Source organism: Advenella alkanexedens, assembly GCF_019132845.1.
Taxonomy (GTDB): Bacteria; Pseudomonadota; Gammaproteobacteria; order Burkholderiales; family Burkholderiaceae_B; genus Advenella; species Advenella alkanexedens.
Genome location: NZ_JAHSPR010000001.1, coordinates 224,285 through 239,592, shown reverse-complemented (window position 1 = coordinate 239,592; position 15,308 = coordinate 224,285). Strand labels below are relative to the sequence as shown.

Annotated in this window: 14 protein-coding genes; all 14 read left to right on the top strand. The window is 49.7% G+C overall.

What is annotated here, in order from left to right:
• The first annotated feature begins 36 nt into the window (after positions 1 to 36).
• The 14 genes from gyrA (at position 37) to cysM (ending at position 15,281) form a co-directional block, all read left to right on the top strand.
• On the top strand, positions 37 to 2,727 hold the full coding sequence (gyrA, locus tag KU392_RS01160) for a DNA gyrase subunit A (protein ID WP_169294285.1): 2,691 nt from the start codon (positions 37 to 39) through the stop codon (positions 2,725 to 2,727).
• 12 nt (positions 2,728 to 2,739) lie between these two features.
• Positions 2,740 to 3,873 (top strand): 3-phosphoserine/phosphohydroxythreonine transaminase, encoded by a 1,134-nt coding sequence (serC, locus tag KU392_RS01155; RefSeq protein WP_217734328.1) that lies wholly within the window; start codon positions 2,740 to 2,742, stop codon positions 3,871 to 3,873.
• Complete coding sequence (gene pheA / locus KU392_RS01150; protein WP_169294186.1) at positions 3,866 to 4,954, top strand: prephenate dehydratase; 1,089 nt, start codon at positions 3,866 to 3,868, stop codon at positions 4,952 to 4,954. The genes serC and pheA overlap by 8 nt, the downstream gene beginning before the upstream one ends.
• A gap of 9 nt (positions 4,955 to 4,963) precedes the next feature.
• A complete protein-coding gene (locus KU392_RS01145) occupies positions 4,964 to 5,866 on the top strand; it encodes a prephenate dehydrogenase (RefSeq protein WP_169294187.1) in 903 nt (300 codons plus the stop codon).
• Positions 5,866 to 7,182 (top strand): 3-phosphoshikimate 1-carboxyvinyltransferase, encoded by a 1,317-nt coding sequence (aroA, locus tag KU392_RS01140; RefSeq protein ID WP_217734327.1) that lies wholly within the window; start codon positions 5,866 to 5,868, stop codon positions 7,180 to 7,182. Before KU392_RS01145 ends, aroA begins: the two co-directional genes overlap by 1 nt.
• 6 nt (positions 7,183 to 7,188) lie before the next feature.
• Complete coding sequence (gene cmk, locus KU392_RS01135) at positions 7,189 to 7,860, top strand: (d)CMP kinase (RefSeq protein WP_169294189.1); 672 nt, start codon at positions 7,189 to 7,191, stop codon at positions 7,858 to 7,860.
• A 185-nt stretch (positions 7,861 to 8,045) separates the two neighbouring features.
• Positions 8,046 to 9,758 (top strand): 30S ribosomal protein S1, encoded by a 1,713-nt coding sequence (rpsA, locus tag KU392_RS01130; protein ID WP_169294190.1) that lies wholly within the window; start codon positions 8,046 to 8,048, stop codon positions 9,756 to 9,758.
• A 3-nt stretch (positions 9,759 to 9,761) separates the two neighbouring features.
• Positions 9,762 to 10,124 carry an integration host factor subunit beta gene (locus KU392_RS01125; protein ID WP_169294191.1) on the top strand — a complete coding sequence of 121 codons (363 nt, stop codon included), beginning with the start codon at positions 9,762 to 9,764 and terminating at the stop codon, positions 10,122 to 10,124.
• A 145-nt stretch (positions 10,125 to 10,269) separates the two neighbouring features.
• Positions 10,270 to 10,611, top strand: a complete 342-nt coding sequence (locus tag KU392_RS01120) for a LapA family protein (protein WP_169294192.1) — start codon at positions 10,270 to 10,272, stop codon at positions 10,609 to 10,611.
• A gap of 15 nt (positions 10,612 to 10,626) precedes the next feature.
• Entirely contained in the window at positions 10,627 to 11,853 is a 1,227-nt protein-coding gene (gene lapB, locus KU392_RS01115; protein WP_169294286.1) for a lipopolysaccharide assembly protein LapB, read from the top strand.
• The gene (gene rfaE1 / locus KU392_RS01110) at positions 11,853 to 12,782 is read left to right on the top strand and encodes a D-glycero-beta-D-manno-heptose-7-phosphate kinase (RefSeq protein ID WP_217734326.1); all 930 of its coding nucleotides are present in this window, start codon (positions 11,853 to 11,855) and stop codon (positions 12,780 to 12,782) included. The genes lapB and rfaE1 overlap by 1 nt, the downstream gene beginning before the upstream one ends.
• The gene (gene rfaD / locus KU392_RS01105; RefSeq protein ID WP_169294194.1) at positions 12,779 to 13,771 is read left to right on the top strand and encodes an ADP-glyceromanno-heptose 6-epimerase; all 993 of its coding nucleotides are present in this window, start codon (positions 12,779 to 12,781) and stop codon (positions 13,769 to 13,771) included. The genes rfaE1 and rfaD overlap by 4 nt, the downstream gene beginning before the upstream one ends.
• Positions 13,772 to 13,961: 190 nt before the next feature.
• Positions 13,962 to 14,333: a ComEA family DNA-binding protein gene (locus KU392_RS01100; RefSeq protein ID WP_246587179.1), complete on the top strand. Its 372-nt coding sequence runs from the start codon at positions 13,962 to 13,964 to the stop codon at positions 14,331 to 14,333.
• Between the two features lie 39 nt (positions 14,334 to 14,372).
• Positions 14,373 to 15,281: a cysteine synthase CysM gene (gene cysM / locus KU392_RS01095; protein ID WP_169294196.1), complete on the top strand. Its 909-nt coding sequence runs from the start codon at positions 14,373 to 14,375 to the stop codon at positions 15,279 to 15,281.
• The last annotated feature ends 27 nt before the right edge of the window (positions 15,282 to 15,308 follow it).

The window sequence follows — 15,308 nt, the reverse complement described above, 5'->3', positions numbered from 1 at the left end:
TGTTTTTGCCCAACCAGATAAAAATTTGTGAGTAATATGGATTCCTTTGCCAAGGAGACGCTTCCAATTTCATTGGAAGAAGAAATGCGTCGTAGTTATCTCGACTACGCGATGAGTGTGATTGTCGGTCGTGCCTTGCCAGATGTCAGGGACGGTCTCAAGCCTGTTCACCGGCGTGTGCTTTTTGCCATGCATGAACTCAATAATGACTGGAACAGGGCTTATAAAAAATCCGCACGTATTGTTGGTGATGTTATCGGTAAATATCATCCTCATGGCGATCAGGCGGTATACGATACCATCGTGCGTATGGCCCAGGACTTCTCGCTGCGTTACATGCTGGTCGATGGGCAGGGCAACTTTGGCTCTGTCGACGGCGATAGTGCCGCGGCCATGCGTTACACGGAAATCCGTCTTGCCAGGATTGCTCACGAATTGCTGGCCGACATCGATCAGGAAACGGTTGATTTCGGCCCCAACTATGACGGCAGTGAACAAGAGCCGCTCCTGTTGCCTTCCCGGTTACCCAATCTGCTGGTTAACGGCAGTTCGGGCATTGCGGTTGGTATGGCCACCAATATTCCTCCCCATAACCTGTCCGAAGTGGTTGACGGGTGTCTGTTTTGTCTGCGTAATCCGGACTGCAGTATCGATGAGTTGATGGAGCTGATTCCAGCCCCCGACTTCCCTACTGGCGGTATTATTTATGGCATGTCAGGAGTCAGGGAAGGTTACCGGACCGGACGTGGGCGTGTGGTCATGCGCGCCAAAACGCATTTTGAAGATATGGAAAGGGGCAATCGTCAGGCCATCATTGTTGACGAACTGCCCTATCAGGTTAATAAAAAGACCTTGCAAGAACGTATCGCTGACCTGGTGAACGAGAAAAAAATTGAGGGTATTGCTGATATTCGCGATGAGTCCGACAAAGACGGGATGCGTCTGGTCATTGAACTTAAACGCGGCGAAGTGCCCGAGGTGGTTCTGAATAACCTGTATAAGCATACCCAGTTGCAGGATACGTTCGGCATGAACCTGGTGGCCTTGGTGGAAGGTCAGCCCCGGTTGCTGAATCTTAAACAGTTGGTTGATTATTTCCTTCAGCATCGCCGTGAGGTGGTCACGCGCCGCACCGTGTACCAGTTGCGTAAAGCCCGTGAACGTGGTCATGTGTTGGAAGGTCTGGCGGTGGCTTTGGCCAATATCGATGATTTTATCGCCATTATTAAGGCTGCGCCCACGCCACCGGTGGCCCGTCAGGAATTGATGGCCCGCACCTGGGACTCTTCCCTGGTACGCGAAATGCTGGCCCGTGCCGATGCCGATAATGGCGGTGTTCTGGGTGGCAGCGCCGCGTATCGTCCTGAAGGCCTGGCGGCTGTGTTCGGTCTGCAGGCCGACGGCTTGTATCGCCTAAGCGATGTGCAGGCACAGGAAATTCTGAACATGCGCCTGCAACGCCTGACCGGGCTTGAGCAGGATAAGATCGTCAATGAATATAAAGAGATCATGGAAACCATTTCCGATCTGCTGGATATTCTCTCCAAGCCCGAGCGTATTACTGCCATCATTGCCGATGAACTGACACTCATCAAGACAGAATTCTCAACCAATGTTAAAGATGTGCGTCGTTCGGTCATCGAAGCCAACGCCACTGAGCTCGATACTGAGGACCTGATTACACCTGCCGATATGGTTGTAACTCTGTCAAATAGTGGTTATATCAAAAGCCAGCCCCTGTCCGAATACCGTGCCCAAAAACGCGGTGGCAGGGGCAAGCAGGCAACGGCCATGAAAGAAGATGACTGGATCGATCAGTTGTTTATTGCCAATACGCACGACTACCTGTTGTGTTTTTCCGACCATGGTCGCGTCTATTGGCTGAAAGTCTGGGAAGTGCCACAAGGCACCCGGGGTTCACGCGGACGTCCTATTGTCAATATGTTCCCCTTGGTGGATGGCGAGAAAATTACGGTTATTCTGCCGGTCAAGGCTTTTGTTGAAGACCGTTACGTCTTTATGGCAACCTTGCGTGGCACAGTCAAGAAGACGCCTTTGTCCGATTTTTCCAATCCTCGCAAGGCTGGTATTATTGCGGTGGCCCTCGATGAGGGGGACCATCTGATCGGTGCCGATCTTACCGATGGTGAGCACGACATCATGCTGTTTTCCGATGCGGGCAAGGCCGTTCGTTTTGATGAAAATGATGTGCGGCCCATGGGTCGTACGGCGCGAGGTGTCCGCGGCATGAGTCTGGAAGACGGGCAAAGTGTGATTTCCCTGCTGGTCGCCGGTGATGAAACGCAAAGTGTACTGACCGCCACTGAAAACGGCTTTGGAAAACGCACGTCCATTACGGAATATACCCGCCATGGCCGCGGTACCAAAGGCATGATTGCCATTCAGACCAGTGCCCGTAATGGCAAGGTGGTGGGGGCTGTCCTGGTTGAGCCCGATGATGAGATTATGCTCATTACAACGGGAGGCGTCCTGGTTCGCACCCGGGTATCTGAAATCAGGGAAATGGGTCGGGCCACACAGGGTGTTACCCTCATTAACGTCGATGACGGAAGCCTGTTGTCTGGGGTTCGTCGGGTTGTTGAGAGTGATGTGGATGGTGATGGCGAAAGCGATGAGGTTGCTTCGGATACCACTTCCGGTGCACCCGAAGATGGATCAGGCGAGGTTTCCGGGCAGGACGATTCTCAATCTTCAACAGATGAATAAGTGAAAGCGGGTATGAATAAGCAATATTGGAATTTTTCAGCAGGACCTTCCAAGCTTCCTCGTGAGGTTTTGCAACAGGCTGCCGAGGAAATGCTTGATTGGCACGGTAGTGGTCAGTCAGTCATGGAAATGAGTCATCGTGGGCCTGAATTTACGCAAATTTGTGACGAGGCCGAAGCCGATCTGCGGACCTTGATGGATATCCCCGAGGATTACGCGGTGATGTTTATGCAGGGTGGGGCAACGGCTGAAAATGCAATTTTGCCCATGAACCTGATTGCCAGAAATGTTTCGCACTCTGCCGATTATGTCCTGACCGGGATCTGGTCTACCAAATCATACAAAGAGGCTACCCGCTACGGTACGGTACGCATTGCCGCGCAAAGTCATCAGGCCCGGGAAATCAATGGGCATGAGTACGCGCCCTGGACATGGGTGCCGACTTTCGACGAGTGGAAAGTCAATTCTGATTCCTCATATTTGCATTTTTGCAGCAATGAAACCATTGGTGGGGTCGAGATTGGTGCTTTGCCCAATATGGATGCCTTGGGAGCCGGGTCGGTTCCATTGGTGGTCGATGCCTCATCCCATTTCCTGTCACGTCCACTGGACATAAGGAAAACCGGCATGGTTTATGCCGGTGCGCAAAAAAATGCAGGGCCTGCAGGTGTAACGGTGGTGGTTCTGCATCGCGATTTACTTGGTCATGCCTTGCCTTATTGCCCAAGTGCCTTTGATTATGTCAACGTGGCCCGTGAGCGCTCACGCTTTAACACACCGCCCACTTATGCCATTTATATTGCAGGGTTGGTTTTTAAATGGTTACTGGCAAAAGGTGGTTTGGCTGCGATCGAATCTGAAAACATCAACAAGGCTAAAGTGTTGTATAGCCAGCTGGACAGCAGCGATTTTTATCGTAATCCGATTCAGCCTGAATACCGTTCGCGCATGAATGTGCCATTTACCTTGCGTGATGACGGCCTGAATGCGGCTTTCCTTGAAGGGGCACAAAAAGAGCACTTGTTGAACCTGAAAGGCCATAAATCCGTGGGTGGCATGCGGGCTTCCATTTATAATGCGATGCCAATAGAGGGGGTGCTGGCCCTTGTCGATTACCTTAAAGAATTTGAACGCAAACATGGATAAACTGCTGCAGGAAAAACTAAAGCCGCTGCGTGAGCGAATAGATGCCATTGATCATGAAATACTGAATCTTTTGAATCAACGGGCTCAGGCGGCTATCGATGTGGGTAAAGTAAAGCATGAGTTTCAGGCAGATGGTCCAGTGCTCAAACCCGAGCGAGAAGCTCAAATCATCCGTCGTTTGCAGGATCTTAATGAGCGGGGGGTTTTTCCCCGTGAGTCCGTGCATGCCGTGTGGGCTGAAATCATTTCAGCCTGTCGTGGACTCGAACGTGGTCTGACAGTGGCTTACCTTGGGCCTAAAGGTTCATTTTCCGAACAGGCGGCCTTCGAGTATTATGGACATGCGATACAGAAATTGCCGTGTCCTTCCTTTGATGAAGTGTTTCGTGCCGTTGAGGCCGGTCAGGCTGATGTAGGTATGGTGCCGGTTGAAAACTCGACGGAAGGGGCAGTTAACCGGACACAGGATTTATTATTGTCCACGACCCTGAAAGTGCACGGGGAGCGTATTATCGCCATTCGGCATTGCCTGATGACGCAGGGTGCAAGCATGGACAAGGTAAAAGTCATCATGGGGCATCCGCAGGCATTGGCGCAATGCCATAATTGGTTGCAGCAACATTATCCTAATCTGGAAAGGGTGCCGGCGGCCAGCAACTCAGAGGCGGCAAAGCATGCTGCCCAGGACGATACTGTTGCTGCTATTGCCGGTGAAGCGGCAGCGCTTGTCTGGAATCTGCCGATTGTGGCGGCCGGCATTCAGGATGATCCCAATAATAAAACCCGTTTTCTGGCCATTGGTCATCTGGATGCCCTGCCAAGTGGCAAAGATCAGACAAGTCTTATTTTTGCCGTGCCAAACCGGATTGGTGCCGTTTATGATTTGCTCAGTCCTTTTGTCCAGAATGGTGTTTCGATGACCCGTTTTGAGTCTCGTCCGGCCCGTACCGGTCAATGGGAATATTATTTTTATGTTGATATCCTGGGCCATCGCGATGACGAAAATGTTGCCAAGGCACTGGCTGAGCTTGAAAAGAAATCCGCTTTCTTCAAAATTCTCGGATCTTATCCTCTGCAATAAGGATCTAGTATGTCCGTGAATGACACGTTGGCCGTATCGGCACATTCGTTTCTTATACCCGTGGTCAGCGTGGTTGGAGTGGGCCTTATAGGTGGTTCTTTTGCCAAGGCGCTTAAAAATGGCGGTCATGTGGGCTGCGTGCTGGGAGTGGGTCGAGACCAGGCCAGCCTCGAGAGGGCGCTGCAGCTGGGTTTGATCGATCGTATTGCAACCCTTGAAGAGGCGGCTAAAGAGTCAGATTTCATATTGATCTCCACGCCTGCCTCGGTGCTGGGCAGAATTTGTGAAACCATTGGGCCGTTGCTCAAGCCGACCGCAATCGTGACGGATGCCTGCAGTACCAAAGTTCAGGTCATTAACGATGCGCGTCAATCGCTGGGGGAGCGGATTCGCCAGTTCATTCCCGGTCATCCTATTGCGGGTTCTGATGAGTCGGGCCCGGCTGCTGCGGATCCTTTGCTGTATTGGAATCGCAATGTCATTCTAACCCCATTGCCCGAGAACGCCAGCGATGACCTTAAGCAGGTCAGGCAATGCTGGCAGGCCTGTGGTGCGGTGGTGCGTGAAATCAATGCTACCGAGCACGATCGAATCTTTGCTGCGGTCAGTCATTTTCCGCATTACCTGTCTGCGCTTTATATGTCCCTGGTAAGTCGTTCCGACTCATCAGGGATGGCTTTGGCCCTGGCGGGTACGGGTTTTCGTGATTTTACAAGGATTGCGGGCGGATCGCCGGAAATGTGGCGGGATATCTTTATCAGTAACAAGGAAGCCATGTTGAAGGAAATTGATGAATTTATGCCGGCTCTTGAAAAAACTCGGCAAATGATAGAAAACAGTGATGCGCAAGGCTTGCATGCATGGCTGGAGCAGGCCTCCTTGGCCCGAAAAAAATGGGGAGAAAACAAGTAATGCGGACACCATTTATTGATTTGAGCGCGGTATCAACAGCCAGTGGTGAGATTAATCTGCCTGGCTCAAAAAGTATATCCAATCGGGTGCTTTTGTTGGCCGCGCTGGCGATCGGCCCAACGCGGCTCACGGGGTTACTTGATTCCGATGATACAAGCGTCATGTTGAAAGCGCTTGAAGTGTTGGGTGTCCCGGTAGAGCGGCATGATCAGGAAACGGTTACCATTGAGGGGGTGGGTAACTTCCCCATTAAGCAGGCGGAAATATTTTTAGGTAATGCAGGGACGGCTTTTCGTCCCTTAACGGCGGCCTTGGCCGTGTCGGGTGGCAATTATCGTTTGCATGGTGTGGCCCGTATGCATGAGCGTCCCATTGGTGACCTTGTTGATGCCCTGCGCGCCATGGGGGCCCATATAATCTGCGAGCAGAATGAAGGCTACCCGCCACTTGAAATTTCATCCGGAAACCTGAGTATTCATGGGGCAGTCAAGGTCCAGGGGTCGGTTTCCAGCCAGTTTCTGACGGCTTTGTTGCTGGTCGCCCCCTTGATAGCCCAAAAAACGGATCAGGATGTTGTTCTGGAGGTCGAAGGAGAGCTTATTTCAAAGCCTTACATCCAGATTACCCTGAACATGATGGCCCGTTTTGGTGTGGTAGTGCAGCAACAGGGCTGGTCGCGTTTTACCATTACCCGCAATGCGGTTTATAAAAGTCCTGGCCAGGTGGAAATTGAAGGGGATGCTTCCTCGGCATCTTATTTTATGGCTTTGGGTCTGGTGGGCAAAGGTCCCGTGCGTATCAATGGGGTGGGTGAAAACAGTATTCAGGGGGACATCCGGTTTGCTGAAACCATTCAGGCCATGGGCGGAACCATCAAGTTTGGCGATAACTGGCTGGAAGTGACTGGACCCGACTTGACTCAGGGTGCAAAATTGAAGGCGTTTGATGAGGATTTTAATCTGATCCCCGATGCGGCCATGACCGCTGCCGTATTGGCGTTATATGCCGATGGGCCGTGTATGCTGCGCAATATAGGTAGTTGGCGGGTCAAGGAAACCGACCGGATTGACGCCATGCACAAAGAGCTGGTCAAAGTGGGGGCGACGGTAACATCGGGGCCTGATTGGTTAAGGATTGTGCCGCCCTTGTCATCTGAATGGAAAACGGCGGACATCGAAACTTATGATGATCATCGCATGGCCATGTGTTTTTCCCTGGCTGTTTTTGGTCCGGTGGGCTTGCGTATTCTTGATCCTGATTGTGTCGCCAAGACTTTTCCCGCTTATTTTGATGTTTATAAGACACTTGTGAGGTAATCAGGCATGAATAACACAAGCTTGCCGCCGGTTATTGCGATTGATGGTCCCAGTGCTTCAGGCAAGGGGACGTTGGCCGGGATTGTGGCCAAAACCTTGGGCTGGCATCAGCTTGATTCTGGCATGCTGTATCGATTAAGTGCACTGGCGGTATTGAGAAAAAACATTCAGCCTGACAATGAGGCCGAGATTGCCGAGGTGGCGCGCAACCTCAATGTCCGCTTCGAGGGGCAGCAGGTGTTGCTCGATAACGACGATGTCAGTGATGTTTTGCGTGGGGAAGAAGTGGGTGCGCTGGCCTCCCGGATTGCCACATATCCTTTGTTGCGGCAGGCCCTGTTTGAGCGTCAGCTGGCGTTCAGGAAAGCGCCGGGCCTGGTTGCTGACGGCCGTGATATGGGAACTGTCATTTTTCCTGATGCAAAATTAAAGATTTTTTTGATTGCAGATGTCAATGAAAGGGCACAAAGACGTTATAAGCAGTTGATCGAAAAAGGAATTTCTGCTAACCTAGTGGCCTTGTTGGAAGATCTGAAAGCGCGGGACGAGCGGGATATGAATCGAAGTCATGCGCCGTTGGTACCAGCCGAAGATGCAATAATTCTTGATTCCTCAAGGTTGTCCATAGAGGAATCGGTAGCAAAAGTATTGGCTTACTGGTCTGAAGTAAACGCATAAGCGTTTATTGGCAGTGCGGTAAGTAATGGTGGTAAAGCCAGTGCTGGTTTTACCTTATTGAGGGCTTTCATGTAAGGGGTGCAAATTTTTACCCGCATGAAAGGTATCATTCACTCCACCGGGGAAGTTGTATTTCCTGGTGTGTATTTTTTTTACAGGCCCGAAGGGCCGTTGGATATAGTTTAATGACATCCGTAACTTTACAAGACGCTATTGGTGGCGAAAGCTTTGCAGACCTGTTTGCTGCAAGTGTTAAAAACCAGGAGATGAAATCAGGTGAAGTGATTTCAGCAGAAGTTGTACGTATCGACCACAATTTTGTGGTTGTTAATGCCGGATTGAAATCTGAGTCTTTAATCCCACTGGAAGAATTCCTGAACGATCAGGGCGAACTCGAAGTCAACGAAGGTGATTTCGTTTCTGTCGCCATCGATTCACTCGAAAACGGCTACGGCGACACGATTCTGTCCCGCGACCGTGCAAAACGTCTGTCAGCATGGCTGTCCCTGGAACAAGCGCTTGAGTCCGGTGAAATGGTTACTGGTACCATTACTGGTAAAGTCAAAGGCGGCCTGACTGTCATGACTAACGGTATCCGTGCTTTCTTGCCCGGTTCTCTGGTAGACCTGCGTCCTGTTAAAGACACAACGCCTTATGAAGGCAAAACAATGGAATTCAAGGTCATCAAACTTGACCGCAAACGCAATAACGTTGTTCTGTCACGTCGTTCAGTTCTTGAAGTGAACATGGGCGAAGAGCGTCAAAAACTGCTTGAAACCCTGCAGGAAGGTGCAGTGGTTACCGGTATCGTTAAAAACATTACCGATTACGGTGCGTTCGTTGACTTGGGTGGTATTGACGGTCTGCTGCATATCACCGATATGGCATGGCGTCGTGTACGTCATCCATCCGAGGTGCTGACTGTTGGTCAGGAAGTTGAAGCTAAAGTTCTGAAGTTTGATCAAGAGAAAAGCCGTGTATCACTGGGCGTCAAACAGTTGGGCGAAGATCCTTGGGTGGGTCTGGCACGTCGTTACCCACAAGGCACACGCATTTTCGGTAAAGTCACCAACCTGACTGACTACGGTGCTTTCGTAGAAGTTGAAACCGGTATTGAAGGTCTGGTTCACGTTTCTGAGATGGACTGGACAAACAAAAACGTTGACCCACGCAAAGTGGTCAGTCTGGGTGAAGAAGTTGAAGTCATGGTTCTTGAGATCGACGAAGATCGTCGTCGTATTTCACTGGGCATGAAACAGTGCCGCGCCAACCCATGGGAAGAATTTGCCATTAACTTCAAACGTGGCGACAAAGTTCATGGTGCCATCAAGTCAATCACAGACTTTGGTGTATTCATTGGTTTGCCTGGCGGTATCGATGGTCTGGTTCATTTGTCTGACCTGTCCTGGACTGACTCTGGTGAAGAAGCGGTTCGCAACTTCAAGAAAGGCGACGAGATTGATGCGGTTGTTCTGGCTATCGACACCGACAAAGAGCGTATCTCTTTGGGTATCAAACAGCTGGAAGGTGATCCATTCAACAACTACGTTTCTTCTAACGATAAAGGTGCGGTTGTACCTGGCGTTATCAAGTCTGTTGAGCCTAAAGGTGCCGTTGTTACATTGTCTCTGGATGTTGAGGGCTATCTGCGTGCATCAGAAATCTCTACCGGTCGTGTGGAAGATGCAACAGCGGTTCTGAAAGAAGGCGACAATATCGAAGCCATGATTCTGAATGTGGATCGCAAAGCACGTTCAATCCAGTTGTCTATCAAGGCACGTGACAATGCTGAAACAGCAGATGCACTGCAACGTATGACAGATTCAAGTGCTTCTTCAGGCACGACAAACCTGGGTGCCTTGCTGAAGGCTAAACTTGATCAAGCTAAAGACGAATAAACAGTGACTAAATCAGAGTTGATTGAAGCACTGGCAGCAAGCTATCCGCAGCTTGCTGCTCGCGATGCGGAGTATGCCGTTAAAACCATGTTGGATGCGCTGACTAATGCCTTGGCAAATGGGCAGCGTATTGAAATCCGTGGTTTTGGCAGTTTTTCCCTGTCGTTACGTGCTCCACGAGTAGGGCGTAATCCCAAGTCGGGCGAGCAGGTGATGGTGCCGGGTAAACGGGTACCGCACTTCAAGGCTGGCAAGGAATTGCGCGAGCGTGTAGATTCTGTCTTCAAAGCTGTCAATGAGCTTAAATCAGAATCTTTAGCTCATGAAGATCTTGAATCGGAAAATGTTAAGGTAGCCAATCTTTAAGCTGGCTTGACATGGTTCAATAAAAAAACTCCGAAGTTTTTGCTTCGGAGTTTTTTTATTCTTAACGATTGAATGCGTATATGCAGTATTTTAAAAGGCAATTTAGCATTACAATGTGTTGTTTTGGGGAATTGAGGAGAGAATTATGAATTATGTTATTTGGGCATTGCGCCTGATTATTTTTGTACTGGTTTTGTTATTCGCCCTGAAAAATACCGAGCCTGTGTCGGTCAGGTTTTTCTCTGATGTGGCTGTTAATAATATCCCCCTGATTGTTGTTTTGCTGGTTACCTTTTTTCTGGGTGCCTTGTTTGCTTATTTGATGGCTATTCTGGTTCGTATTAAAAAAACCAGGCAGGTCAGTCAGCTGAAAAATGAAATTACCCGTCTTAAAAAAGATGTGAATTCAACGAAAGACAGCAAGTATTCCGCAGCGGCAAGCCAGTCAGAGAAAACGTCAGATTCGACCGCGGTTACAAAAGTCTAGAGGAGTTATAGTTTGGTGGATTATGAGGCCTGGTGGCTGATACTTATACCTATTCTGTTCGGTTTAGGGTGGATAGCTGCGCGCGTGGATGTGCGGCAAATGATGTCAGAAACACGACAGTTGCCCGATTCTTATTTCAAGGGACTTAATTTTCTCCTGAATGAAGATCATGACAAGGCGATTGATGCTTTTGTTGAAGTGGCAAAACTTGATACTGAAACCATTGAGCTTCATTTCGCCCTTGGAAACCTGTTTCGTCGACGTGGTGAGATAGAGCGGGCCATCAGGGTTCACCAAAGTCTGCTGTCACGGGCCGATCTGCCTAAAAATGACAGGGATCATGCGCAGCACGAACTTGCCCAGGATTTTTTCAAGGCGGGCATGCTTGACCGTGCCGAACAGGCATACAAGGCCGTGCTTGATAGTAATTATGCGGTGCCTGCCAGTCGTGCACTGATTCGCATTTACGAGGCCGAGCATGATTGGCCCAAGGCCATTGAGGCCGTCCGGCATCTGCACCGGATTCTGGATGAGCCCATTCCGCAGCTCATTCATTATCATTGTGAATTGGCGCAGCAGTCCATGCAGTCCAAACAGCCTGATCTAGACTATATCAATGAAGAGCTGAAAATGGCTGAGCAGGCCTTGTTAAAGCAGCAAAGAGAACTTAAGTCCAATGCGGCCGCCGTCCGGATTGCCATGCTCAGGGCAAAATTAATGAAAATACAGGGCGATAGTCTGGCTGAAAGAAAATACCTGGAAGGTGTAATGGCCAATGCGCCTGAATATGCCGGATTGATTGCAGCCGATTTACTGGAAAATTACAAGGCAGCTCAAGAGGCGCAGACGGGGCTTGATTTATTAAAACGTCATTATCTGAATCATCCTTCCCTGGATCTATTCAAGATTGTATTCAGCGAGTTGCGAGCGCAGCAAGGGGCAGCCCCGGCTTGGGATTTTGCTTCTGAATCCTTGCGTCTGCATCCTTCCCTGTTGGGTTTGGATAAACTCCTGGAAGTTGAGTTGAAAGCCACTGCCAATGGTGAGGTGCCCAATGCATCAAACCGAATTTTGCCAGATATGGAATTGTCGCTTTTACATAAAATGATTCACAAGCATACGCAAAGGTTGGATCGTTACAGTTGCAGTTCTTGTGGCTTTGAGGCCAGGGCGTTTTACTGGCAATGTCCCGGCTGTAATATGTGGGAAACTTATCAGCCGAAAAAACAGGAAGAAATGTGATGGATTCATTTCCACTGGAAATTATTAAACAGAAAAAAATATTGGTGATTGGTGATCTCATGCTTGACCGTTACTGGTTTGGCGAGGTCGATCGTATCTCGCCAGAAGCGCCGGTACCCGTGGTGCGGGTGGCGCGCCGTGAAGATCGGCTGGGTGGTGCGGCAAACGTGGCCAGAAATATTGTTGCGCTGGGCGCAAAGGCATCATTGCTGGGAATCATCGGTCCCGATGAGGCCGGAGGGAAAATTCAATATCTGGCTGATGAGGCCGGGATTGATCCTTTTCTTATCCAGGATCAAAGTTTGCATACCACCCTGAAAATGCGTGTGCTGGGCCGGCAGCAACAATTGCTCAGGATAGATTTTGAATATCCACCACAGGCTTCGGCCTTGCAAATGCTGGATGAAAAAGCCAAGGCGCTCATTGCGCAGCATGATGTGCTGGTGCTTTCTGATTATGCCAAGGGTGCTTTAACGCATGTTGAAGCCATGATTGCTCATGCGGTGGAGTGCAATATTCCCGTGTTGGTCGACCCTAAAGGTGATGATTATGCTCGCTATCGTCATGCCAGTCTGGTTACGCCCAATCGTTCTGAGATGCAACAGGCTATAGGGCATTGGCATTCCGAGGAAGAGTTAAGTGAGCTGGCCCAGTTGCTGCGCAAGAAATATGCGCTGGAGGCCTTGTTGATCACCCGTTCAGAACAAGGTATGACCTTGTTCAACGAGCAGGGGTGTTTTCATGAGGATGCCCGGGCACAAGAGGTGTTTGATGTTTCAGGTGCCGGAGATACCGTCCTGGCAACCCTGGCTGTGGCAAAGGCTGCGGGGCTGGACTGGCCACAGGCAATCTATTGGGCCAATAAGGCAGGCAGTATAGTGGTGGGAAAACTGGGCACATCAATTGTTAGTGCGGAGGAATTGTTATGATAGTAGTAACCGGGGCAGCCGGCTTTATTGGCAGTAATATTGTGCGGGGCCTGAATCGTAAGGGCATTGATCGTGTTGTAGCGGTTGATGACCTTACCGATGGCGATAAATTCATTAATTTGCGCGATTGCCAGATTGCCGATTACTTTCACAAAGATGATTTTCGCAAGTTGGTCAGTACGGGCAGTCTGGGGCGTATCAAGGCGATTATTCATCAGGGCGCCTGTTCGGATACGACCGAACGTGATGGTCATTTCATGATGGATAACAATTATCGTGTCACGCTAGAGTTATTCAATTTTGCCCAAGCCCGTTCAATTCCCTTTATTTACGCATCATCAGCAGCAGTTTATGGGGCAGGGCCGGTGTATGCTGAAAATATCGCTAACGAAGCACCGCTTAATGTGTACGGTTATTCCAAATTTCTGTTTGATCAGGTATTGCGAAGCCGCATGAGCAATTTGACGGCCCAGGCGGTGGGTTTAAGGTATTTTAATGTCTATGGTCCTCACGAGCAGCACAAGGGAAGGATGGCGTCGGTCGCCTTCCACAATATGAATCAGTTCCTCAAAGAGGGGCATGTGCGCCTGTTTGGTGGCTGGGATGGTTATGGTGATGGACAGCAAAGTCGCGATTTCATTTCTGTGGAAGATGTGGTGGCGGTAAACCTGTATTTCCTTGATCATCCTGAAAAATCCGGAATCTTCAACTGTGGTTCGGGGCGTGCCCAGCCTTTCAATGATGTGGCCAGGGCCGTTGTGAATACCTTAAGGGAAGAGCGTGGTGAAGCGGCTTTATCCCTGGATGAACTGGTGCAGGCAGGCCTGATACGCTACACGCCATTCCCGGATGATTTGAAGGGCCGATATCAAAGTTTTACCCAGGCCGATCTGACCGCATTGCGACAGGCCGGGTATGTTGCAGATATGCTTGATGTTGAAACCGGTGTCAGCCGTTATGTGAAAGACTGGCGTCAAAAAACAAAATAATCATTTTTTCAATTGGTTTTTCTTGCTCTATGATGCTAAGCCATCTGTATAAGTACGGATGGCTTTTTTTATTCACAACGATGCCAGCCTATAAAGGATTATTGGATGATGTTTGTTATGTTCAAATGAAGAGGTGTTCATGGAGCGAATAAAAACATCGAAGGCAGGCTGGTTGAAATGGTTTTTTTTCTTGTCACTTTTTTTGTCAGGTGCGGCAAATGCGGTAGATCTTAATTCAGCCAGTCGTGAGCAGCTGGTTTCCGTCAATGGGATCGGGCCAAAAACGGCAGAAAATATCATCAGGGAGAGACAAAGGGGTGGTCCGTTCCTGTCTCGCCAGGATCTGTCACTCAGGGTTAAAGGCATTGGCAAAAAAAGGGCGGACAGGCTGTTCGAGGCGGGTTTGGAAATAACAGAGGTATCTGGCGGGCAAGTGGCTGGTGAGGCTTATCCGGTTCGGTCCACGAGTATAAATGTAAATGGAAAAAAACGCTCTCTTTCTGCAGCAGAGCCAAAGTTAATTAAGCCACATAGGGAAAATGTGAAGGGCAATGAAAAATAATAGTAGGGTTAAATGAAAATGGTATATGATTTCACTACTATGACTAATACCTATCCTACTATTGAACAGACCATCGGCAATACGCCGCTGGTGCGATTGCAACGACTTCCTGGTGCTTTGGGTGATCCCAAGGGAAACGTTATTTTGGCCAAACTGGAGGGAAATAATCCGGCCGGCTCGGTCAAGGATCGTCCTGCCTTGTCCATGATCAAGCGTGCTGAAGCCAGGGGGCAAATCAAACCCGGTGATACGCTTATTGAGGCCACTAGTGGCAATACTGGCATTGCGTTGGCAATGGCCGCGGCTATCCGTGGTTATAAAATGATACTCATCATGCCAGATAACCTTTCCCTGGAGCGCCGCGCTTCCATGAAAGCCTATGGGGCAGAGCTTATCTTGACCAAGGCAGAACAGGGTGGCATGGAGTATGCCCGCGATCTGGCCTTAAGCATGCAGTCAGAGGGTAAGGGGCTGGTGCTTGATCAGTTTGCCAATCCGGACAATCCGTTGGCGCACATTGAGGGTACAGGCCCCGAAATCTGGCAGCAAACCAACGGTCAAATCACTCACTTTGTGAGTGCAATGGGAACAACGGGTACCATTATGGGTACGGGTTCCTATCTGAAGTCAAAAAATCCTTTCATTGAAATTGTGGGTGCCCAACCTGCTCCGGGGGCATCCATACCCGGCATCCGGAAATGGTCAGAAGATTATCAGCCCAAAATATATGACCCCAAAGGGGTAGACTGCTTTGAGTTGATTAGTCAGGAAGAGGCCGAAAACATGGCCCGTCGCGTGGCGGCTGAAGAGGGGATTTTTGGTGGCATATCTTCAGCAGGTGCGCTGGTTGCAGCCTTGCGCGTTGCACAACGCACCGAGAATGCTACAATTGTTTATATCGTCTGCGATCGGGGTGATCGCTATCTGTCGCAGGGTGTATTCGACTGAACCAACCTGAATTTTAAAAATAATGGA